The organism is Enterobacter sp. 296B2 (assembly GCF_034106185.1).
Taxonomy (GTDB): Bacteria; Pseudomonadota; Gammaproteobacteria; order Enterobacterales; family Enterobacteriaceae; genus Enterobacter; species Enterobacter cloacae_N.
In genome coordinates, this window is sequence record NZ_JAWNCA010000005.1 from 202,742 (window position 1) to 224,239 (window position 21,498).

The window sequence follows — 21,498 nt, forward strand, 5'->3', positions numbered from 1 at the left end:
AAACGGGCAGGAAGCCGATGAAAACGGAACAACCGTTATGGGGCAGAGGCATAATGGTCTCTCCCCAGCACTTTCAGCAACAGGCCGCGTATGCGGCCTGGTCTGCCGAATGTATTGCCCGGCTGGGGCTTACCTCGCCGTGGGGGGTCATTGACGCCACTTTCGAACCGGAATCTCTCAGGCTTGGACGTCTGCAGGCCCGTCATCTGCATGTCCGTTTTCAGGACGGTACGCTGATTGATACAGACAATGCTGATGCTTTGCCGCCGGTGCTGTCGCTTGAAAGCGAATCGCAGGCGGTGACGGTCGTGCTGGCTCTTCCGCTGCTGCGGGCAAACGGCGGCAACTGCCTGAAACCCGATGAAGTGGCCGAGCGCCCGGTGAGATATCGCCAGCGCTGGCGGGATGTGCGCAATACTTTTGGGGAAGATACCCGCCAGATTGCGGTGATGCAGCCGGAACTGACTTTGCGTTTTGCCCACCAGAACAACAGTGATTACCTGACCTGTCCGATCGCCCGACTGCAGCAAGACTCGCAGGGCATATGGCAACTCGATGAGACGTTTCTCCCCCCGCTGTTGACCCTGCAGGGCAGCCGCTGGCTGGTTACCCAGCTTGAACAATTGATGACCCAGCTGCGGGCGCGCCTGAGCCGTCTGATGGCAATGCGGCGTGAAAGCAATGAGCGTATGGCGGACTTTGCCGTGGCAGATGTATCGCTGTTCTGGCTGCTCAACGCGCTAAACAGCGCTGAGCCCGTGCTTGGCCAGTTCCAGCGTAACCCGCAAAGTCCGCCGGAACGTCTGTATCCGGAACTTTCTCGCCTGGCGGGGAGCCTGCTGACCTTCTCTCTGGAGCATCAGGTGAGCGCCATACCGGTCTGGCATCATGAGCAACTCAACGCGGTGTTTCCGCCGCTGTTTGATTTGCTTGGCGATTTGCTTGAGGCCAGCCTGCCGTCCCGCGTGGTGTCTTTGGCACTTGATTATGATCCGCGACTGCACTTCTGGCAGGCTCGGCTGCATGATCCACGACTGCGCGAAGGGGCTGATTACTATCTTTCTGTGCGTTCACCGATCCCGGTGGCGCAACTGCAGGAACAGTTTCCGCGCCAGTGTAAGGTGGGCAGTCCTGACCATGTGCGTGGGATCGTCAACTCTTCCCGCGTGGGCGTGCCGTTGACGCCGCTGCGCCATGTGCCAGCCGCCATTCCACTGCGCCTGGAAAATCAGTATTTCAGTCTCGATCTCTCCCATCCTCTTGCAGCGGACATGCTCCAGAGTGGGACATGCATGTTTTACGTCCCGGGCATGCTTGGCGAGCCAGAACTTGAACTCTTCGCGGTGCTGAGAACATGAGTGAGCGTAAACGCGGCACCGCCGTGTCTGTTGATATTGATGCTTTGCTGCAGAACACCTGGCTTCAGGTCATTAGCCTCCGCCATGGCCCGCAGTTTCAGGAAGGTGAAGGTCGGCTCTTATGGGAACGCTGTATCGCTGATGTGGAGCGAGTTCAGCGTGAACTGAAAGCGAGCGAGCTGGATGAGACCAGCTGTGAGCATATCCTCACTGCACAATGTGCATTGCTTGATGAGGCGGTCAAAGGTCGCGGTGTGGAGGATGATGCCTGTGTTCAGTGGTATGACATACCGCTGCAGGGGCATTTTCTCGGCACGATGGATGCCGGTGACACCCTGTGTGACAGGATGCGCGATGTGCTGCGTGATCCAGCACCGGACAATGCCGTACTGACCTGCTTCCAGCGGGTAATGATGCTCGGTTTTCTGGGCAATTTTCGTGCGCTAAACGACCCGGAACGCCAGAAGCTGGTCAGCGCACTCAGTGAACATGTTACGCCGTTCAGCTGCCCACAAAATCACCCTGTGCTGGCAGAGAGCCGTGCCGGGCGAGGAATGGGGGGATGGCTGGGATCATGGCCCGTGCGTATTGCCCTGTGCGTGGTTGTTCTCGCCGCGCTCTGGTGGGGGCTGGATCGCTGGCTCGATCAGATGCTGCTGTCCCTGTTGCCGGGAGCCATAAAATGAGTCCTGCACAACAGCGTGGACTGGCATTGTGGGCTGCCCTGCTGAGTGCTGCGGTCTGTCTTGGTTTCCTGCCGGTATCCCGGCTGGTTTCAGTGCTCGTTCTAATGGCAATGTTCGGGCTTATCATCGCGTTCTGGTATATCGCCAGACCTCGTGCTGAGCACAACGCCACCCTGCATCTGGATGACCTTCCGGAAGCCACTTACCGTCAACCCGTGGTGCTGGTCTGTGGCGATCTGCCGCTGGCATGTATGCAACAGTCACCGGTACTGACCGTCACGCAGGGATGCTGGATCCGCGTTGAGGGCCATCAGGATCTGGAACAGGTTGCCCGTCAGGTACTGCAGCAGCGCCCGGACTGGGGGCGTCAGCTGTCGGTGATGGTCTGTGTCTGCCCGCAAAAGCATGCTGACAGCGAGGGGCTTACCAGCCGACTGCTGGCTTTGCGCTGGCAAATTAGCCAATTACGCAAAGAAATCGGACATTCTGTACCACTGATTCTGAATGGTCAGATTGGTAGTGAGATGTCGGCTGACATGCTCTGGCAGGCCGCTCTTCCGGGTGAAGGAAGGACCGTCTGGCGTGAGTCGAACGCGCCTTGTTCTATCGCAGCGTGGGTCAATACCGGCGGTGCGCCTGCGATGCAGCAGCAGGTGCTGATGAACAGCCTGACGAGCTGGTTCCATCAGCATGTCCAGGCGGTATTTATGGACGAAAACCCTGATGTTCCTGCCATCGCACCTGCAGCGGTGCTGTGGGGAATGGGGCCAATTCTTGCAGGAAGCCTCGCCTCATCGGCCTGGACGGCGTGGTTGTCGCGCCATACCGCTTTGCAGCAGGTGAGCGGCTGGCAGCCGGTAGGGACGGACAGCACGGTTTTCTCACCCTTCCCGGATTTCATCCTGCCGCTGCTGCCGGAGGGACGCGGGCTCACGCCACGAGCCCGCACCTGGCGCTGTGCCCTTGGTCTTTTCACCCTGGCGGCCATCGCCGCGCTGCTCAGCAGTGGCTGGAACAATCGCCAGTTGCTGCATCGCGTGGGCTTCGATATTGCCCGTTACGACAGCCTCTCCATGGATGACTACGGTCCGAAGGCTCGCGCCGTTGCGGTCCTCCGCGAGGATGCGGCGCTGCTGGATGACTATGCACGTAACGGCGTACCGACCCGGCTGGGGCTGGGGCTTTATCAGGGGGAACATTTACGGATGCCGGTACTGGACGCGATCCGCTCGTATGTGCCGCCACCTCCGCCACCCAAACCGCAGCCGAAGCCCAAACCGGTACCGAAAATTGTGCGCCTCGACAGCATGTCATTGTTCGATTCCGGCAAGTTCGTGCTGAAAGCGGGCTCCACCAAAATGCTGGTGAATTCACTGGTAGGTATTAAAGCAAAACCGGGCTGGCTGATTGTCGTGTCCGGCCATACCGATAACACCGGCAATCCGCAGCTAAACCAGACGTTATCTCTGAAACGTGCCGAGGCGGTACGCAACTGGATGCGTGACACCGGCGACGTGCCGGAAAGCTGTTTTGCGGTGCAGGGCTATGGTGAAAGTCGCCCTGTCGCAACCAATGACACTCCGGAAGGCCGTGCGCTCAACCGTCGTGTCGAAATCAGTCTGGTACCGCAGGCGAACGCCTGTCAGATACCCGGCAAACACCCGGCGCCATCGCAGGATGATGGCGCATCACAATTAAATGGAGAGTAATTCCATGGCAATTCCTGTTTATCTTTGGCTGAAAGACGACGGCGGCGCGGACATCAAAGGGTCTGTAGACGTTCAGGACCGCGAAGGCAGCATCGAAGTGGTCGCACAGGAGCATAACCTGTACATCCCAACCGATAACAACACCGGCAAGCTGACCGGCACGCGTATCCACACGCCGTTCCTGTTCACTAAAGAAATCGATTCCTCCAGCCCGTATCTGTACAAGGCGGTGACCACCGGTCAGACCCTGAAATCTGCTGAATTCAAGTGGTACAAAATCAACGATGCGGGCCAGGAAGTGGAGTACTTCAACACCAAACTGGAAAACGTGAAGGTGGTGAAAGTGAATCCTGAAATGTATGACATCAAGGATCCTTCCAAAGAGAAGCACAACCACCTTGAACGCATTGAACTGCGTTACGAAAAAATCACCTGGACCTACAAAGACGGCAACATCATTCATTCCGATTCCTGGAACGAACGCGCCACGGCGTAATCCTGATGCGGGCAGGTTTTCCTGTCCGCAGTTTTTTGCTGAGTGCCTGAGATGCGGGTATTCAGCAAAGAAAAAACAATCTGCCTGCCTGACCTTATGCGCTTTGGTGAACAGCGAGGGGCGGTAGCGTGTCCAGGAACCGACAAAGAGAGAATCTCATGGAAAATCCAGCCATCCTGTTACGTCGTCTGAACCCTTACTGTGCCCGAGCGATGGAAGGCGCAGCTTCGCTCTGCCAGACCCGCGCGCATGCCGAAATTCTGCCGGAGCACTGGCTGCTGAAGCTACTGGAGCAGGGCGAAGGTGACCTGACGGTGCTGGCGCGTCGCTACGAATGGGATATGGACAGCATCTGGCAGGATTTGCTCGGCTGGCTCGATAAACAGCCTCGTTCTGTTCGCCACCGGCCTCAGCTGTCTGACGACATTCAGGCTCTGATGCAGCAGGCCTGGCTACACGCATCACTCAACGAAGAGGAGCAGATTCGCAGCGTCCATCTGCTGATGGCCCTGGTGGAAAAACCGAAGCTGGCACGCTGTAACGGCCTTTGGCCGTTGTTAACGCTTGGTCAAAGCCAACTGGAGCGCCTGCGGCCTTTGTTGGATGCGCAATCGGATGAGCGTCTGGAAATACAGCATGAAGCTGAACTGGCGCAGAGCCTCGGTGGCGAGGTGGAGTTTGTCGGGCGTCCGGCTGGAGTGGAAATGAAAGAGGGAGAACTGAGCCCTGCGCTACAGAACGCGCTGGACAAATTCACCCTTGATGTCACCGCAAAGGCAAAGGAAGGGAAGATCGATCCGGTGTTCGGCCGCGATACGGAAATCCGCCAGATGGTCGATATCCTCTCCCGTCGCCGCAAAAATAACCCGATCCTGGTCGGTGAGCCGGGCGTGGGGAAAACCGCACTGGTTGAAGGACTGGCGTTGCGTATCGCCGAGGGTAATGTACCGGAATCCCTTAAAACGGTCAGTTTACGTACCCTTGACCTGGGCCTGCTGCAGGCGGGGGCGGGCGTGAAAGGCGAGTTCGAACAGCGGCTGAAAAACGTCATTGATGCGGTGCAGCAGTCACCGTCCCCGGTTCTGCTGTTTATCGACGAAGCCCACACCATCATCGGCGCCGGCAACCAGGCGGGAGGCGCTGATGCGGCCAACCTGCTGAAACCGGCGCTGGCGCGCGGCGAACTGCGTACCATTGCGGCCACCACCTGGTCTGAATACAAACAATACTTCGAGCGCGACGCCGCGCTGGAGCGTCGTTTCCAGATGATAAAAGTGGATGAACCAGACGATGACGCCGCCTGCCTGATGCTCCGTGGTCTTAAATCCCGCTACGCCGAACACCACAATGTGCATATCACCGACGATGCGGTTCGTGCGGCAGTTACCCTTTCACGCCGCTATCTGACCGGACGCCAGCTTCCTGATAAAGCGGTCGATCTGCTGGACACCGCCGCCGCCCGCGTCCGTATGGGTCTCGACACCTTACCGGAACAGCTAACCCGCCTTCGCGCGAGTATCTCTGCGCTCGACATGGAGAAGCAGGCGCTGCTCGAAGATATCGCCATTGGCAATCAGTGTCATGCCGGGCGTCTGAGCGAAATTGAGCAGGAAGAGGTGCGCCAGATAGTGACGCTCGACGAACTGGAAACCCAGTACGGTCAGGAATTGAAGCTGACCGGTCAGTTGCTCGAAAGCCGTAAGGATATCTCACGTCAGAGCGAAACTCAGCAGCTGCATCGGGAGCTTAACGAGATGCAGCACAGCAACCCGCTACTCTCCCTGGATGTGGACGTGCGCACCGTTGCCAACGTTATTGCTGACTGGACAGGCGTGCCGTTGTCATCACTGATGAAGGATGAACAGACCGAGCTGCTGGCCCTCGAAAATGAAATCGGTAAGCGTGTGGTTGGGCAGGATGTGGCGCTCGAAGCCATTGCTCAGCGTCTGCGTGCGGCAAAAACCGGCCTCACGTCCGAGAACGGCCCGCAGGGCGTATTCCTGCTGGTGGGGCCGAGCGGGGTGGGTAAAACCGAAACCGCGCTGGCGCTGGCCGATGTCATGTATGGCGGTGAGAAGTCGCTTATTACCATCAACCTCTCCGAGTACCAGGAGCCGCACACGGTTTCCCAACTGAAGGGCTCGCCGCCGGGCTACGTGGGCTACGGCCAGGGCGGTATCCTCACCGAAGCGGTGCGCAAACGTCCGTACAGCGTGGTGCTGCTTGATGAGGTGGAAAAAGCGCACCGCGACGTGATGAACCTGTTTTATCAGGTATTTGACCGGGGCTTTATGCGCGACGGCGAAGGGCGTGAGATTGACTTTCGCAACACCGTTATCCTGATGACCTCCAACCTCGGCAGCGACCATCTGATGCAGCTGCTGGAGGAAAACCCGGAAGCCACCGAAGCAGACCTGCACGAACTGCTGCGTCCGATCCTGCGCGATCATTTTCAGCCCGCGTTGCTCGCCCGCTTCCAGACGGTGATTTACCGTCCGCTGGCTGAAGCTGCCATGCGTACCATCGTGGAAATGAAACTGTCACAGGTCAGCAAGCGCTTGCATCGTCACTACGGCCTGGCCACGCAGATTGATGAGAGCCTGTATGACGCCCTGACCTCAGCCTGCCTGCTTCCGGACACCGGCGCACGCAACGTCGATAGCCTGCTGAATCAACAGATTCTGCCGGTGCTGAGCCAGCAGCTGCTGAGCTGCATGGCCGCAAAACAGAAGCCGCACTCGTTACGCCTTAGCTGGGAAGATGAAGAAGGGATCGGCCTTGAGTTTGACTGGAATCAGGGAGGCAACGCATGAGTACTAACCCCCCGCTCAGATACAGCCACAACCATCACCTGCTCGTGGTGAAGGGGTGTGACGCCGAACCCGACGTGCTGGCCTTTTCAGGCGACGAAGCCCTGAGCAGACCGTTCAGCTACCGTATTGAGTTCACCAGCCGTGACCACGGCATCAGCAAAGAGATGATGCTGATGAAGCCCGGCTCGCTGACGCTGCAGGCCCCGGTTGACCAGGGTTACGGCATCAAAATCCAGCAGCCGCTGCGGGTGATTCAGGGAATGGTGACCGGTTTTGAACGCCTTGGCACCTCAAAAGATGAAACGCATTACGCCCTGACGCTCCGGCCGCGCCTGGCGCTGCTCGACCGTTCGCACCAGAATGCGATTTACCAGGATATGTCGGTCCCGCAAATCGTGGAAAAAATCCTGCGCGAGCGTCACGGCATGCGCGGCCAGGATTTTCTGTTCTCGCTCAAGAAAGAGTACCCGCGCCGCGAGCAGGTGATGCAGTACGGCGAGGACGACCTGCACTTCATCACCCGCTTGCTGGGTGAGGTCGGCATCTGGTTCCGCTTCACCACCGACACGCGGCTGAACATCGACGTGGTGGAGTTCTACGACGGTCAGCAGGGGTACGAGAAAGGCCTGACCCTGCCGTCGGTGCCGCCGTCAGGCCAGCATTCGCAGGGTGTGGACTCGGTGTGGGGGATGGAATGTCATCACAGCGTGGTGCAGAAGCAGGTCAGCACCCGGGACTACAACTACCGTCAGGCCACGGAGGATATGAATACGCTGGTTGACGTCACCCGGGGGGATGCGACCACGTACGGGGAAGCGTACCACTATGCCGACAATTATCTGACGCCGGGCAGCGCGTATGAGCGTCATCCGGCGCCCGAATCCGGTGCGTTTTATGCCCGCATCCGGCATGAGCGCTACCTGAACGGCCAGACGCAGACCCGGGCCTTCACCAGTAGCCCGGCGCTCTGTCCGGGAATGCTGCTGAAAGTCACCGGCGGGTATGAAGTGGCGGAGGTGTTTGCGCATGGCGTGGTCATCACGGCGATGCAGACCCACGCGCGGCGGGATGAAGATTTTAGCCTTCGTTTTGACGGCATACCGGACAGCCCGGATTTCAGCTTCCGCCCCGAGCCGGGGGCTCGCCCGGTGATGGCCGGGACGCTGCCGGCCCGCGTCACCAGTACCATCGAGAATGACACCTACGGCCATATTGATAAGGACGGCCGCTACCGCGTCAGCATGCTGTTCGACCGGGACAGCTGGGAGACGGGGTTCGAGAGCCTGTGGGTCCGCCAGTCACGCCCCTATGCCGGGGACACCTACGGCCTGCACCTGCCGCTGCTGGCGGGCACCGAGGTGGCGATTGGCTTTGAGGACGGCAACCCGGACCGGCCGTACATCTCAGGCGTGCTGCACGATTCGGCCCATGGCGACCACGTCACCATCCGCAACTACAAACGCAACGTCCTGCGCACGCCAGCGAACAACAAAATCCGCCTTGATGACGAGCGCGGAAAAGAGCATATCAAGGTCAGCACGGAGTACGGTGGCAAGAGCCAGCTGAATCTGGGTCACCTGGTCGACAGCGAAAAACAGCAGCGTGGTGAGGGGTTTGAGCTCAGGACGGACAGCTGGGGCGCCATCCGTGCGCAGAAAGGGATATTTATCAGTACTGATGGGCAGACAAAGGCGCAGGGGCCGATGCTGGGCATGCAGCCAGCCATTAGTCTGCTTAAAGGGGCGCTGAATCAGGTAACTGGATGGGGAACTATTACGCAGACTCACCACAATATTACGCCTGACCCTGAGCCATTAAAAGTATTGGTTTCAGGTGCCAGTGAGTGTAAAGAGCCTGCGCTGCTGCTGTCTTCACCGAAAGGTATTGCCGCCGTTACGCCGGAAACAGCCCTGATGTACAGCGGGAAAGGGTTGTACCTGCAGAGCCTGGGGGAAGTCAATATTACCGCAGCACAGTGTTATTCGGTGAACGCGAGCCAGGCAGTCTCACTGCTGGCCCAACAGGAAGGAATGCGGCTGGTATCCGCCAAAGGTTCACTGGAGATTGAGTCACATAGTGATGCGCTATCGCTGACTTCCCTGAAAGATGTCACCGTTCAGTCAACACAGGGACACCTGCAGTTGACGGCTAAAAATGGTATTACTCTGGGCTGTGGCGGGGCTTATATTCGTCTTACGCCACAGGGAGAGGTGCATATTCACGGGCCGGGATTAATCAGTCTTAAAGGCCTGCACGATTTGCAGGGGCCCGCCAGCGAGGATTTTCCTCTGCCAGAACTGCCAGCATCAGTATGCAAAGAGTGCCTTAAAAAAGCTCAGCAACTGGCGCAGGGTTTTGTACCCAGGGAGGCATAAATGACTGTGCAATGGATTGAAGAGGTCGCTGTTACCTGCCGGACTTCCGGAACTGATTATCTTGATATTATCGTTGATCAGGCTGGGCTGGATTTCAGCGTTATTCCGGCGCTGAATGCACTGTCGGTGGAGTGGCAGTCTCTTTATCACGGGCTTCCGGAAGCGTTTATCGTCGATGATGCTCCGCTGGTTGCACGCATTAGCCTTGATGACCTCCAGCAATTGCAGTGGCTGAAGGACATGAGTCAGCAGGTTGCCGTTCAGGCTCCGTTGCTGCTGTTGTGTTCACATTGGTCTTTTTCTGCGCTGACTGGCTGGCTCATACAGTGCATGGATATTCTGCAGGAGGGACGGAGCGGAATTTTACGGTTTTACGATACGCGGATTTTCCCTGTGCTTTTTACACACGTTCTCAGTGAGGAACAGCAAAAGTCTTTGTTGCGCCCTGTGCTGTTCTGGGCATGGCAGGATATGGATGGTAATGCCAGAGGTATAAAAGGTAGCGGTACGCCCCAGATCCGCGACGAAAAACCTAACAAAATCGACCTCAGCGATCGCCAGCTTGAGCATCTGATGTGTGTATGTGATGTCGTGACCCTTCTGTCGCACCGTGCGCCGCCAGCGGGTAGGTATGCATCACAACAGGTACTTTTTTCTGATTGTTACCAGGGCATGGTGGAGGCAACCAACCAAGGCATTATTCTGGATGAAGCACGCGAGGCCTGGGTCATGAAAAAGTGGCTTCCCATACAAGTAAGGGACTGATGGTGAAAAGAAATCGTTTTATCCGCCGTCACATCCTCCCTTTGTAGATGTTTTTTCATACAAGGAAAGCCAGATGAAACATCCATTCTTAAGCCCGCTGCTGGCGGGCCTGCTGCTCTTAACCGGGTGCTATCAGCCTGCCGCTCAGGCCGGAGGTGGTGGTGGTGGCACCATTGACGCCATCAACCACACCAAATGGGCAATTAACCACTTCAGCGTGGATAACCAGTCGGGTATTGACATTATTGGCCCGTTCCAGGGAGGCGGTGGCGGCTGCTGCTACAGCGTGCCCGCCCGCTGGACGCCGGGTATGACGGTGCGTATTGACTGGGAAACCGGGCAGGGTTCATCAGCTGGTTTCCCCGGATTTGCTGATGAGGATAAGTATCTTGCCTGGAAAAAAGGCATAGATGCCCAAAAACGGCAGCACAGCAAAACCGTCCCGGTTCCCGACTATAACGGCCAGGATGTCTGCGGCATCACGGTGCACTTTTTGCCCTGTGATGACGTGAAGGTCACGACCAGTTGCTGGTCACCGAGAAATGCCAATTACCCGATAAAAGAGCCCATCAGGATGAAGGAGCCAAAAGTATGTCCAAAATAACGGAAACCGATTTAGCCTGGGTACCGCCGCCGTTTTCTCTTTAGTCCCGCCTCTGTAAGGAAAGCCAGATGAAACATTCACTATTAAGCCCGCTGCTGGCGGGCCTGCTGCTGTTAACCGGTTGCTCGCAGCCTGCTGCTCAGGCCGGAGGCGGTGGTGGTGGCACCATTGACGCCATCAACCACACCAAATGGGCGATAAACCACTTCAGCGTGGATAACCAGTCGGGTATCGACATTATTGGCCCGTTTCAGGGGGGCGGTGGCGGCTGCTGCTACAGCGTGCCCGCCCGCTGGACGCCGGGTATGACGGTGCGTATTGACTGGGAAACAGGGGTGGGGGATATGGATGGATTTCCCGGTTATCAGGACCGAGCAAAATATCTAGCATGGGCTAAGAAAATGAGAGCTCAGAATCGTCAGCACAGCAAAACCGTCCCGGTTCCCGACTATAACGGCCAGGATGTCTGCGGCATCACGGTGCACTTTCTGCCCTGTGATGACGTGAAGGTGACGACCAGTTGCTACACCTACGGCAGTCCGTCCTACCCGATAAAAGAGCCCATCAGGATGAAGGAGCCCAAAGTATGTCCGAAATAAAGGAAACCGATTTAGCCTGGGTGCCGCCGCCGTTTTCTCTTTAGTCCCGCCTCTGTAAGGAAAGTCAGATGAAACATTCATTATTAAGCTCGCTGCTGGCGGGCCTGCTGCTGTTAACTGGGTGCTCTCAGCCTGCCGCCCAGGCTGGAGGCGGTGGTGGTGGCACCATTGACGCCATCAACCACACCAAATGGGCGATAAACCACTTCAGCGTGGATAACCAGTCGGGTATCGACATTATTGGCCCGTTCCAGGGCGGCGGTGGCGGCTGCTGCTACAGTGTGCCCGCCCGGTGGAAGCCGGGTATGACGGTGCGTATTGACTGGGAAACCGGGCAGGGTTCCTCCGCTGGTTTCCCGGGATATGAAGATGAGAAGAAATTTTTAGAGTGGGCAAGGAATATTAAAGCTCAGAACCGGCTGCACAGCAAAACCGTCCCGGTTCCCGACTATAACGGCCAGGATGTCTGCGGCATCACGGTGCACTTTCTGCCCTGTGATGACGTGAAGGTGACGACCAGTTGCTACACCTACGGCAGTCCGTCCTACCCGATAAAAGAGCCCATCAGGATGAAGGAGCCCAGAGTATGTCCGAAATAAAGGAAACCGATTTAGCCTGGGTACCGCCGCCGTTTTCTCTTTAGTCCCGCCTCTGTAAGGAAAGCCAGATGAAACATTCACCGTTAAGCCCGCTGCTGGCGGGCCTGCTGCTCTTAACCGGGTGCTCTCAGCCTGCCGCTCAGGCCGGAGGTGGTGGAACCATTGACGCCATCAACCACACCAAATGGGCGATTAACCACTTCAGTGTCGATAACCAGTCGGGTATCGACATTATTGGCCCGTTCCAGGGGGGCGGTGGCGGTTGCTGCTACAGCGTGCCCGCCCGGTGGACGCCGGGTATGACGGTGCGTATTGACTGGGAAAGTGGGGAAGCATCAACAGAAGGTTTCCCAGGGTACGAAAAATGGGACAAGTATCTGGAATGGGAAAAAAAATCAAAGCCAGTCATCGGCAGCACAGCAAAACCGTCCCGGTTCCTGACTATAACGGCCAGGATGTCTGCGGCATCACGGTGCACTTTCTGCCCTGTGATGACGTGAAGGTGACGACCAGTTGCTACACCTACGGCAGTCCGTCCTACCCGATAAAAGAGCCCATCAGGATGAAGGAGCCCAAAGTATGTCCGAAATAAAGGAAACCGATTTAGCCTGGGTGCCGCCGCCGTTCCCGGCCCAGGGACGCCTGCCAACGCAGGCGCTGCAGGTCGGGCAGAGCTGCCATCAGCAGAACAGCGCCGAGCGGCTCTACCGCCAGGAATTGTGTCTGGCGGCCGGACGACGCGTGGAGCCGCCGTGCTGCAAGACGCTGCATATCAGTCTGTTTTTCGACGGTACGGGGAATAACCTGAACAATGACCTGCTGCTGTCTGACCCGAAGCATCCGACCAATATAGCGCGGCTGTTTCGTGCCACCATCGGAGATGGCACTGCTGGTGGCGTGTCGGATGCGAGCAAGGTACCGCTGGATGCGGCAAGCGACAGCGGCGGAAAGTACTTCAAATTTTATATTCCCGGCGTGGGCACCCCGTTCCCGGAAGTGAACGACCCGGACTATTCCACCATGGGACTGGTGGGCGCATCCAGGGGTGAAGAACGGATTAACTGGGCCTTGCTGCGCATTATTGATGTGCTGATGCGAATAAGTAAGGACCCGGAAAACAACAGCATAAAACTGTCCGAGGGTGCCAGCCGTAAATCCATAGACAAAATGGGTACCAGCTGGAACCGGCTGTGGTTTGGCGGCAGCCACAACCGTTATGAAGAGTTCAGCCGTTTACTGAATGCGTTAGCCCCGCAGCTGAAACCGCTACTCACGCAGCCAGAGCCGGGTAAGCCTAAGGTGTTAGGCATCAAACTGTACGTTTACGGGTTTTCCCGCGGTGCTGCCGCTGCGCGTACGTTTGTACGCTGGCTGAGCGAGCTGCTTCCCCCACCAGAGGCGGAAGGCGAAAATCCCCCGCAGTGCCTGCAGATTGGCGAGATGCAGTTGCCTATCAGCGTGGAGTTTCTTGGGCTGCTGGATACTGTGGCTTCCGTCGGGGTGGCGCACGTGGTGCCGATTGCCGAGGGGCATATGTCCTGGGCTGACGGCACGATGGAGCTGCCGGACGATAAAACCTATGGTGGGCTGATTAAAAAATGCGTGCATCTGGTGTCCGGGCATGAGCAACGCCTCTGCTTTCCGCTGGACTCGGTGCGACGGAGTGACGGCAAATATCCGCCCTATGCCACTGAGGTGGTTTACCCGGGGATGCACTCGGATCTGGGGGGCGGTTATCCGCCGGGGGACCAGGGGAAGGCTAATGGTGAGGATGACAGCTTATTGCTGTCTCAAATCGCCTTGCATGATATGTATGCTTCAGCATTTTCCGCCGGCGCACCACTTAAAGTACCAAAATCAGTCTTACCTAAAGAATTGTCTCAGGATCAATGGAGGGGGATGCCCTTTGATTTGGGCGAACAGTTTGTGATAGATGCACCATTAGTCAATCGCTTCAACGCCTGGCGCGAACTTACCCTGAATCTCACTAACCCAGAAAAAATCACGCCCGAAGAGGCCTCCCAATACGAACCACCGCGTGCCAGCGGCAGTCTGGAAACCGTCGTTGAAAACCAGATTGCGTGGATCACCGCCTGGCGTATCGAACGCTATGCCAGAGGTTCGATGCTGAAAACGCCATTCTACCAGCGCGCCACGAATACCGAAGCGCTGCCTGCCGCGCGCAAGGCGGCAGAAGATGCAAGAGATGAGAAGCAGAGAAAGGTGCTTGAAAAGCGTCAGGATCAGTTAGCAAAGCAGCCCGCCGACAAGATGGATGAGCTTGTGCTCTGGCCGGGCATCAAGGATTTTGACCCGGATATGGCGCAGACCCAGCTGTTTGAAGCGGCGAAGGAGTTTGGTAAGGATTACCTCGACGGCTACCGTATTCCGGAGAACCTGGCGCAGGCGGTGCTGGATACCGTGCTGCAGCCGATGATTTTCGTTCTTAATACCGATGATGAACCCCAGGAATACCGGCGAATAAAGGCTGGCGGAGACGCCCGGGTGGCTGTCCTTTTCCCGGCAGCCGGTGAGGCCAGTAATGCGGAACGGCCCGCCGGGCTGGTCAGGGCACTATTCGACGACCAGGTGCACGACTCGCGAGCCTGGTTTATGCACGCGGCGCTGGGTACGCGCGAGATGTGGGGCGGCTACTTCCGCTACCGGATGATTTATTTCAGCGACAAATGTAATAAGTCCCTGTCGCCGCTGGTGATCGCCGGGGACCTTATCGGGTTTGCCACCCTGACCACGGGTGTTGTGCTGAGCTTCAGACAAAAGACTCTGACCGGAAAGCTGGCGGGGCTGGCCGCGACAGGCGCCGTACGATCGCTGCAGGTTGAGGTGCTGGACAGGATCACCCGTGAACCCGTGCCGGAACTGCCGGGCGGAGAACAGCTGCGGGCATTTACCCGGGAGCCGGGAGTGATGGTTGCACAGCGAAAAGCGCTGGTGGCTGAACAACAGCTGGCGCGGGCGCAGGCAGCGATCCCGGCCAGCTGGCTTGAGGATGTCCTGACGGCGACTGGATAAAACTAAGTAAGGAGAGCCGATGAGTAAAGTCATCCGTAAAGGAGACAGCCTGCGGGAATATGGCGGCAAGGTATTAGGAGGACACTATCAGTGTTTTGGTCAGGGATTTGCCTGTAAGGGGGATCCGGTTCGTTGTAACAAACACGGTATGACGACCATCGCGGAAGGTAGCACATTGACAACGGTTGATGGGCAGCCCGTCGCGTTGCATGGTCACCACTGTGCCTGCGGCTGTACGCTGGTCAGTTCGTTTCCAGACTGCGGTATTGACCAGTGAGGTCCGTTCCTGATTATCCGGCGTACAAAACGGCGCATCCGCCTGCTACCGCAAGGTGGCTGTCGGCCACGGCTCTGCTGGTGTTGATCGGCGGCGGTGCTGGCGGACTGCTGCCCTCTGCCGAGGGTAAAAGCTCGCTGGTAGCTACCGGTATTCTGGTGGCATTGCTGCTGTCGGGCACTGGCTGGCTTGTGCGGCTTCTGTACTACCGCGTCAGCGTGCATAACGCCGCTTTCTACTATCAGCTGGTGGCATATGAACAGCAGCAGTGGTGGGCGGCGCACCGACAGCCGCTCTGGTTAAAAGAAGGGCTGTTGCTGGGGCCTGCAGGTACGCGCTCAGTTGACTGGCTGCGAGTGCTTAACCGTGAACAACGCCCTCCGGAGGAAAAAAAAGAGGGCGGTGGCAGTGCACTGAGACTGCCACAAATTTCAGTTATGGATCCCACCGTTCGTGAAAAGCGGCTGGCAGAACTGCTGGTTATTGAGTGGCAAAAGCAGCGTAGTGAAGAAAACCGCACTCCACCGCTGCGTTGCTACTGGCAGGGTGCCGACATCGCCTGGCAGGCATTTCGCGCACAGATGGCGATCGCTTTTCCGGACATTGCACTGCCAGCCCGACCTGAGCCCTGGCAAGGGGAAGCCAGCCTGGCTGAAATAGCGGGTGAGCTTGCCGTTGCTAAACCTGATGACACGATACTGATCGCCGGGTGTCAGGTCATCGCGCCGCAGTCAGGCACAGAACGTCCCGCCGGAGAATCTGCGGCACTGTGGCTGGCCGGACTTAATGGCCCGGTACAACTGACGCGTGGTGAAACTTTTTCACCAGAACAAGGCGACATATTGCTCACCGTGTTCGCCCGTGCACTGGAACAGAGCGAGATGAAAGACCCACCGGAGGCCTGTACGCTGTTTTCCCTACCCGGCCTTGAGGAGCTGGCGAGTACCGGATGGGATGTCAGCCAGCATCAGCAGGATGCCAACTGGGGGGAAGTTGGCGATATGGAAACTCTGATTGTTTTATCCCTGGCGGCAATCTATGCCGCGCACCACCAACAACCGTGCGGCTGGATTGCCCGCGACCCGATGAACACTCTCGCAACTGGAATAGTAAAACCTGATGGACAACGTCAATAAGCCTGCTGCCATTTCTGTGGCAGCCACGGCAACTGTCTGTATTGCTGTGACCACTTTACTGGTACTACTGGGCGGAGTGGCATGGTGGCTGTGGGCGACCGAACGGTCAACGGAATGGGACACGCTGCGTCCGCTTATTGTCTCTGGCTTTATTGTCTGGGGAGTTGCGCTCAGCATGCTGGTACTGGGGTTTATGGCCTTCCGGTTATTGATTAAGGATAAGGTTAGCCCGTCGTCATCCCGCAAACGTGCGTCTGCAAAGGTTACGGGCCACGAAGTGACTTACCGACTGCTGAAGACACACCTCCGATCGCGCTATAACCTCTTCTGGCGCTACAAGATTCGCCTGTTGTTGATTACCGGTGATGACGCCGCGATTGAACAGCTTGTTCCAGGCCTGCAACAGCAGCAGTGGCTTGAAGGCAACCGTACCGTACTGATTTACGGCGGAAGCCTGGCCTCTGAGCCTGACCGAGAGAAATACACCGCGCTGCGTAAACTGCGCCGCGGGCGCCCGCTGGACGGGATTGTTCGCGTATTGCCGCAGTCACTTACTCTGACCCCACAAATCAGCGATAACGATTTACGTGGTCTGGAAAAAATCAGCGAACTGCTGCGTTATTCCGCGCCGGTCTGGTTATGGCAACTGCGTGACAGTAAATGGTCGCAGGCTAAGCGCATTGAACAGCCGGTCGGGGCCAGTTTCCCGCTGGGAGCCAAAGCCGACGACATTACCCGCCAGCTTGAACTGATGCTGCCGACCCTGCGGACGCAGGGGGTGAGTCAGGTCGCAGAAAACAACCGCCACGATTTTCTGCTGCGTCTGGGCCAGCATCTCAAAGACGGCGGTATTGCCCGCTGGGTTCAGCAACTGATGCCATGGCTCTCCGACGCTCAGCAACGCGTTCCGCTGCGTGGCCTGATGTTCAGCCTGCCGGAGAATAAAACTGCCGATACCACAGCGAGGGCAGCCAGTGCGGCATCTGCCGACGCGCAGAAATATGTTCCGGAGTCACAACGCCATGCTCTGGCTTTGCCGGAGACATGGCAGGGTATCGTTGACGACTGCACTCGCGTTCGTGGCCGCCGTGTCGGCATGGCATGGGAACGGACGCTCGCCTGGACGCTGTCGGCCATCATCGGTCTTTGGGGGGCGGGGCTGTTGGTCTCGTTTATGCTGAACTATGGACAAATTACCTCTGTAGCAGGAAAAGCCCGCAATCTGGTTGAACATCCTTCCGTATCCGACTATCAACTGACGGCACTTCATGACCTGCGAAATGACGCCGGCCGCATGTTGCACAATATTCAGGAGGGCACGCCCTGGTATCAGCGCTTCGGCCTCGACCATAATCAGCAGCTGCTCACTGCAATGCTGCCCTGGTACGGCGTGGCGAACAACCGGCTAATACGCGACCCGGCAAATGCTGCCCTGGCGCAAAAGCTAACAGCCCTGGTCAATTCAGCGCCAAACAGCGACCAGCGGGCCCAGCTGGCGAAACCGGGCTATGACCAGCTGAAAGCCTGGCTAATGATGGCCCGTCCGGATAAAGCCGACGGTGCATTTTACGCGCAAGCGATGAAAACCGTACAGCCGACGCGTATGGGGATCTCCACCAGTCTGTGGCAAAGCCTGTCGCCGGATTTATGGGCCTTCTACATCTCTGAACTGCCAAAGCAGCCACAGTGGAAAATCACCCCTGAGGCGCAGCTGGTCAGCCAGAGCCGTCAGGTGCTATTGCAGCAGATTGGCCGCCGCAACGCAGAAAGCACGCTGTATGAAAACATGCTCAAATCCGTACGCCGTAACTTTGCCGATGTGTCTCTGGAGGACATGACCAGCGGTACCGATGCCCGTCGCCTGTTCACCACCGAGGAAGTGGTGCCGGGCATGTTCACCCGTCAGGCATGGGAAGGGGGGATTCAGCAGGCCATTGAGAAGGCGGCAACGTCGCGCAAGGATGAAATCGACTGGGTGCTGAGTGAATCCCGCAAAGCCGTATCGGCGGACCTCTCCCCGGAGGCGCTCAAAGCGCGCCTGACAGAGCGTTATTTCACTGACTTTGCCGGCAGCTGGCTGAGCTTCCTTAACAGCCTGCGCTGGAACCCGGCAAACAATATTGCGGACGTTACCGACCAGCTGACGCTGATGAGCGATGTCCGCCAGTCTCCGCTGATTGCCCTGATGAACACCCTCGCCTGGCAGGGGCAGGCCGGTGAGCAAAGCGAAGGCCTTTCAGACTCAATCATCAAATCGGCTAAAGACCTCGTAGGCGGAAAAGACAAACCCGCGATTGACCAGTCAGCGTCAGGCCCACAGGGACCACTGGATGAAACCTTCGGCCCGCTGCTTCAGCTTCTGGGTAAAAACAACGGCAGTAACGTCATGTCGGCTGACAACTCTCTGAGCCTGCAGACCTATCTGACTCGTATCACCCGCGTGCGTCTGCGCCTGCAGCAGGTGGCCAGCGCCTCAGACCCGCAGGAGATGATGCAGACCCTGGCGCAAACCGTTTTCCAGGGCAAAAGCGTGGACCTGACCGACACCCAGCAGTACGGCAGCCTCATTTCGGCAAGCCTTGGCGAAGAGTGGAGCGGATTTGGCAGCACGATGTTTGTGCAGCCGTTGACCCAGGCCTGGGAGACCGTGCTCCAGCCGTCGGCAGCAAGTCTGAATGACAAATGGAGTCGCTCAGTTGTGGCTAACTGGCACACGGCATTTGACGGGCGCTTCCCGTTCGCCGCGAGCAAGAGCGATGCCTCCTTGCCAATGCTGGCCGAATTTATACGTAAGGACAGCGGGCGTATTGAACGCTTCCTGACGACTGAACTCAGCGGTGTGTTGCACAAAGAGGGCAGTCAGTGGGTACCGGATAAGGTTAACAGCCAGGGGCTGAACTTTAACCCAACGTTCCTGCGGGCGATTAATCAACTGAGCGAGCTGTCAGACATTCTGTTTACCGATGGCAGTCAGGGTATTAGTTTCGAGCTGCAGGCACGCCCGGCACCGCAGGTAGTGGAAACTCAGTTGTCCATTGATGGGCAAAAGCTGCACTACTTTAACCAGATGGCCGACTGGCAGTCCTTCCGCTGGCCGGGAGACACTTACAAACCAGGGACAATGCTGACCTGGACCACGGTCAACGCTGGTGCGCGTCTGTTTGGGGATTACAGCGGGACGTGGGGCTTTATTCGCTGGCTGGATCAGGGCAAGCGGCAGCAGCTTGACCGTAGTCAGTGGATGGTGAGTTTCACCGCCTCCGATGGCCGCACCCTGCAGTGGGTAATGCGCTCACAGCTGGGCAGCGGGCCGCTGGCATTACTGGCACTGCACGGCTTCACGCTGCCGGATCAGATCTTCAGTGTCGACAGCGCGGCCACGGCTCAGGCGCTGATGGTCAACACGGAAAACAGTGACATGGACGGAATTGAATAATGAGCAGTCTGCAGAATCTGGTTGCCGCCTGTCAGGCGGACGAAACACAATTGCGAAAGCAGGCGCAGGCCCGCGCGGAATGCTGGCAGCCCTGGCTTGCCCCGGTCAGCGATACCAGTCCTGCTGGAGAAGATCCGGGATATGACGATGATTTCCAGCGTATCAGAGAGGAGGTGAATAAACTCTCAGGAATTGATACCGGGCTGATTTGTACGCTTGCCGAAAAGCTGCTGACTACCACCGCCAAAGATATCCGTGTTGCCACCTATTATTGCTGGGCGCGATTGCACCAGGATGGAGAAACCGGCTTTGCCGAAGGGCTTGAACTGCTTGTGGGGTTGCTGCAGCGCTATGGAACGAAGCTTCATCCGCAGCGCGAGCGAAGCCGTAAACCTGCGCTTGAGTGGCTGGCAGGCTCTCGTCTGCTCGATAGCCTCTCCCTCTGGCCGGAAGTGGCGTGCAGCGATGCTCAGCGCACTGCGGGGGCGCTGCTGCTCATCTGCGACAGTCTGGAGACAGAGCCGGAAACGTCGCGGCCGGAACTGAATGCGCTGTACAGCGCGCTGGAATCCCGCCTGATGAAGGCCGGTGGCGTGGATGCTTTGGTTCCTCAGAATGCCAGTAACACGTCTCAGCCCCAGGCCTCATCCCACGCGACAGAACATGATGTGCCTGTCCTGAGCCGCATTTCGTCCGGTCAGGATTTATTGACTCAGGCCCGTACCCTGGCAGGGTATTTGCGTGAACAACCGGATGGATGGCTTCCCGCACACCGGCTAATGAAAAGCCTGCGACATGACACGCTGAGTGCTATTCCAGCGCCGGATGCCGAAGGGAAAACGCGCATCGAGCCGCCGCGGGCTGACCAGCGGGCCATGCTCAAACGCCTGTACCTGCAGCAGAGTTGGCTGGAGATACTGGAGCACGCGGACAGTACCTTCTCGCGCGGCGCCAACCACCTCTGGCTGGATTTGCAGTGGTATATCCATCAGGCCCTGATGAAGTTGGGCCAGGAAGTGCTGGCCGATATCATCATCGCCGACCTGAAAGGGCTGCTGCGTCGCCTCACCGGGCTTGAAACGCTGGCCTTTAATGACGGAACGCCGTTTGCCGATGAGGTCACGCTGAACTGGATAAATCAGAGCGTGCTGGACGATGTGTCGGGCTGGCGTGATGAGAGAGTCAGTACTGCCAGTGGGACGGACAACGATATTCTGGCCCTTGAGCCGGAAGCGCTTGAGAGAGCGGACACGGAAGGGCTGGATGCCGCACTTCACTGGCTGCAGACCCGCCCGGGCAATGACACTACAAAAGACAAATGGCTGCTGCGCCTGCTGATGGCTCGCGTGGCAGAGCAGAAGGGCAAAAATGAACTGGCCCTGCATCTGCTTGGGGAACTCGATGGTGCTGCACAGTCCATCACCCTCACGCAGTGGACCCCAGCGCTGCTGTTTGAAGTCAAATCGCGCCGTCTTCGACTGCTGCGCATGAAAGCCACCCGCAGCGAAACCGATAAGTCACGGCTTCAGCCTGAGATGGAACAACTTCTGGCTGGCCTGATTGCGCTCGATCCGGCAAGCAGTGCGGTGCTTTGCGGGTAAAACACCTGGCC

15 protein-coding genes and 1 pseudogene are annotated in these 21,498 nt (G+C 57.8%); all 16 read left to right on the forward strand.

Annotated elements, in window-relative coordinates; genetic code table 11:
- Positions 1-17 precede the first annotated feature (17 nt).
- Positions 18-1,358 (forward strand): type VI secretion system baseplate subunit TssK, encoded by a 1,341-nt coding sequence (tssK, locus tag URZ40_RS06125; RefSeq protein ID WP_320720036.1) that lies wholly within the window; start codon positions 18-20, stop codon positions 1,356-1,358.
- Positions 1,355-2,044 carry a type VI secretion system protein TssL, short form gene (gene tssL, locus URZ40_RS06130; protein ID WP_316380584.1) on the forward strand — a complete coding sequence of 230 codons (690 nt, stop codon included), beginning with the start codon at positions 1,355-1,357 and terminating at the stop codon, positions 2,042-2,044. Before tssK ends, tssL begins: the two co-directional genes overlap by 4 nt.
- Positions 2,041-3,753, forward strand: coding sequence for an OmpA family protein (locus tag URZ40_RS06135; protein WP_320720037.1), 1,713 nt, complete (start codon positions 2,041-2,043; stop codon positions 3,751-3,753). The genes tssL and URZ40_RS06135 overlap by 4 nt, the downstream gene beginning before the upstream one ends.
- A 4-nt stretch (positions 3,754-3,757) precedes the next feature.
- On the forward strand, positions 3,758-4,249 hold the full coding sequence (gene hcp, locus URZ40_RS06140; RefSeq protein WP_024558534.1) for a type VI secretion system effector Hcp: 492 nt from the start codon (positions 3,758-3,760) through the stop codon (positions 4,247-4,249).
- A gap of 158 nt (positions 4,250-4,407) precedes the next feature.
- Complete coding sequence (tssH, locus tag URZ40_RS06145) at positions 4,408-7,062, forward strand: type VI secretion system ATPase TssH (RefSeq protein ID WP_320720038.1); 2,655 nt, start codon at positions 4,408-4,410, stop codon at positions 7,060-7,062.
- The gene (locus URZ40_RS06150; RefSeq protein ID WP_320720040.1) at positions 7,059-9,437 is read left to right on the forward strand and encodes a type VI secretion system tip protein VgrG; all 2,379 of its coding nucleotides are present in this window, start codon (positions 7,059-7,061) and stop codon (positions 9,435-9,437) included. The genes tssH and URZ40_RS06150 overlap by 4 nt, the downstream gene beginning before the upstream one ends.
- Positions 9,438-10,202, forward strand: coding sequence for a DUF4123 domain-containing protein (locus URZ40_RS06155; RefSeq protein WP_320720041.1), 765 nt, complete (start codon positions 9,438-9,440; stop codon positions 10,200-10,202).
- A gap of 73 nt (positions 10,203-10,275) precedes the next feature.
- The gene (gene tli1, locus URZ40_RS06160; RefSeq protein ID WP_320720043.1) at positions 10,276-10,806 is read left to right on the forward strand and encodes a T6SS immunity phospholipase A1-binding lipoprotein Tli1-KP; all 531 of its coding nucleotides are present in this window, start codon (positions 10,276-10,278) and stop codon (positions 10,804-10,806) included.
- Between the two features lie 68 nt (positions 10,807-10,874).
- On the forward strand, positions 10,875-11,405 hold the full coding sequence (gene tli1, locus URZ40_RS06165) for a T6SS immunity phospholipase A1-binding lipoprotein Tli1-KP (protein ID WP_320720044.1): 531 nt from the start codon (positions 10,875-10,877) through the stop codon (positions 11,403-11,405).
- 68 nt (positions 11,406-11,473) lie between these two features.
- A complete protein-coding gene (locus URZ40_RS06170; RefSeq protein WP_320720045.1) occupies positions 11,474-12,004 on the forward strand; it encodes a DUF3304 domain-containing protein in 531 nt (176 codons plus the stop codon).
- Positions 12,005-12,072: 68 nt separating this feature from the next.
- Positions 12,073-12,596, forward strand: a pseudogene (locus tag URZ40_RS06175) (DUF3304 domain-containing protein).
- Entirely contained in the window at positions 12,584-15,037 is a 2,454-nt protein-coding gene (locus URZ40_RS06180) for a DUF2235 domain-containing protein (RefSeq protein WP_320720046.1), read from the forward strand. Before URZ40_RS06175 ends, URZ40_RS06180 begins: the two are co-directional and overlap by 13 nt.
- Positions 15,038-15,056: 19 nt before the next feature.
- The gene (locus URZ40_RS06185) at positions 15,057-15,314 is read left to right on the forward strand and encodes a PAAR domain-containing protein (protein ID WP_109241453.1); all 258 of its coding nucleotides are present in this window, start codon (positions 15,057-15,059) and stop codon (positions 15,312-15,314) included.
- The gene (locus tag URZ40_RS06190) at positions 15,311-16,450 is read left to right on the forward strand and encodes a hypothetical protein (RefSeq protein WP_320720047.1); all 1,140 of its coding nucleotides are present in this window, start codon (positions 15,311-15,313) and stop codon (positions 16,448-16,450) included. The genes URZ40_RS06185 and URZ40_RS06190 overlap by 4 nt, the downstream gene beginning before the upstream one ends.
- Entirely contained in the window at positions 16,434-19,886 is a 3,453-nt protein-coding gene (locus tag URZ40_RS06195) for an ImcF-related family protein (protein WP_316380573.1), read from the forward strand. The genes URZ40_RS06190 and URZ40_RS06195 overlap by 17 nt, the downstream gene beginning before the upstream one ends.
- On the forward strand, positions 19,886-21,487 hold the full coding sequence (gene tssA, locus URZ40_RS06200; RefSeq protein WP_320720049.1) for a type VI secretion system protein TssA: 1,602 nt from the start codon (positions 19,886-19,888) through the stop codon (positions 21,485-21,487). Before URZ40_RS06195 ends, tssA begins: the two co-directional genes overlap by 1 nt.
- The last annotated feature ends 11 nt before the right edge of the window (positions 21,488-21,498 follow it).